The 1,952-nt window shown below is 56.3% G+C and carries 2 protein-coding genes and 1 pseudogene; 2 read left to right on the top strand and 1 reads right to left on the bottom strand.

Annotated elements, in window-relative coordinates; translation table 11 throughout:
• Window positions 1–105: 105 nt before the first annotated feature.
• Window positions 106–738, top strand: a complete 633-nt coding sequence (locus GGQ85_RS20640) for a hypothetical protein (protein ID WP_309776077.1) — start codon at window positions 106–108, stop codon at window positions 736–738.
• Window positions 739–899: 161 nt separating this feature from the next.
• On the opposite strand, the gene GGQ85_RS20635 is transcribed toward GGQ85_RS20640, so the two are convergent.
• Window positions 900–1,067: a hypothetical protein gene (locus GGQ85_RS20635; protein WP_309776076.1), complete on the bottom strand. Its 168-nt coding sequence runs from the start codon at window positions 1,065–1,067 to the stop codon at window positions 900–902.
• Window positions 1,068–1,175: 108 nt separating this feature from the next.
• Between GGQ85_RS20635 and GGQ85_RS21050 the strand changes: the two are divergent.
• Window positions 1,176–1,866: pseudogene (locus GGQ85_RS21050) on the top strand (IS630 family transposase); the annotation flags it as partial.
• Between the last annotated feature and the right edge of the window lie 86 nt (window positions 1,867–1,952).

Below are 1,952 nucleotides of genomic sequence, written 5' to 3'. Positions count from 1 at the left end.
CGAAGCTGAGGAACGTTACTACGCTATGCTCAATGAGCAGAAACTGGCGGCGTGACTCAAACGAAATAGCCTCCGGCAAACCCGGGGCGGTTCAATCTCTTCCTTATGGATCAGTATTATTATGGCGGGCGAGATGCTGGACTAACACGAGATTTTATCGGTCCAGCAATCGATACTGGCTTTCGTCTTGCTCAGCTTTCTTCGACGAGGAGATTGGTTATCTCGGTCGAGTTAGCTTTAATGTTGATCTACGCAGTTCGAGCGCGACCTATCGATGAAAGCTATCCTTACGAAAAACTCAGGTTTTTTTTCGACGGGAGACATATCTTCAAGGGCGTCTTTGGCGGTCAACCCTATCCTGTTTTCTGGATCGATATGCGACCATCACCCCTTCTAGAAGAGACCGAAGACAAGCTTCACAAGATTGTACCCCTAGAGACTGACCATGTCTTCGAGTTTTGCGGAGTATTCATCAAAGAGAGCGCATACTGCTTCACGCCCTATATTTCCGATAATCTTGAGCCTGTATTCTCGCGCGCACCAGAGCATCACGAAAAACGCCTGAAGGATTTACGAAATTATTGGGAGAGTGAGCGCGCAAAAAGAGAGGTCGAACGGAAGTCATTGGCGCAAACGGCGGATGATGTTGACGCTGCGGGCGCGAATCCAGGGACCGAAGAGCTTGATGCTTGGCTTGAAAAGAATTTGATCAACTACACTACGGACGAAGCTGGTTAGAGTTGCCCACCGATAGAGGCTGAAAGTCTGCCGCCATTCGGCTGTATTTGAACGGCGCGCCTGTGCGGCTTCGGTGCAATCGAAGATTGGCAATGCAGAGCGCGTTGAGAATGCCCGTAGCCAACCGGGAAGGCGTGCGATCAGTCACTCAACAATTCGCGCTACTCGGCTTCCGATCGCCGCCGCTCCATCTCGGCCAACACCCGATCGGCAATCGGGCGAGGATCATCGCCGCCCATGGGGTCGATGATTGGATTGAGGTTGTAGAGCAGCTTGGGGTGGTGAACTGGTCCCGTCGCTTCGAAGGTTTCAGAACATTTCGTCGACAAGATGACCTGAGACCCTAGAGCGGGTTCGCTGATTTTCGATTCAGGACGGGATTCACAAATCGCGCGAATAATGCGAGTCCTTTGTCGCGATAGCGACGGGGGCGAAGCATGGCGCGAGCCTACAGCCAGGATTTGCGTGATCGCGTAATCGACGCCGCGTTGTCTGGCGCGTCTGCACGACAGGCAGCAACCCGTTTCGGGATTGGCGAGGCCACAGCGATCGTGTGGGTTCGCAGGGCCCGCGAGGCCGGCGACCGTTCGGCGCGCAAGCAAGGCCAGCCACGCCGCTCGAAACTCGATCCGCACCGCGGTTATCTTCTCGGGCTGATCGCGGAAACGCCGGACCTGACGATCAGCGAGCTGCTGGAGCGGCTTCTGGCCGAACGCAGCGTACGCGCCAGCCGGGCGACGCTATGGATCTTCCTCGACCGCTGCGGACTGACGTTCAAAAAAAGTCCGCCCACGCGAGCGAGCGGACCGCCCGGACGTCCTGAAGCGGCGCGAAGACTGGTTCGACGGCCAGCTCGATCTTGACCCTGAGCGCCTCGTCTTCATCGACGAAACCAGCGCCAATACCAAAATGGCGCGACTTTACGGACGTTCGCCGCGCGGCGAGCGATGTCGTGCTGCTGTCCCTCACGGACATTGGAAGACCACGACATTCACCGCTGGATTGCGTTCCAGCGGCCTGATCGCACCGCTTGTCCTGGACGGTCCCATGGATGGCGAAGTCTTCTTGGCCTACGTCGAACAATTACTCGCCCCATCGTTGCAACCGGGCGACATCGTTATCATGGACATGTGTGGACGCCCCCGTTGGTGCAAGAAGAATCTTTTCGAACAGCACAGAGCGTGGTCGGGTGCTGACATGTGTCCGGCCTCTGA

It is taken from the genome of Nitrobacter vulgaris (genome assembly GCF_031453995.1).
Lineage (GTDB): Bacteria > Pseudomonadota > Alphaproteobacteria > Rhizobiales > Xanthobacteraceae > Nitrobacter > Nitrobacter vulgaris.
This window is presented reverse-complemented; position numbering and strand designations above follow the sequence as displayed.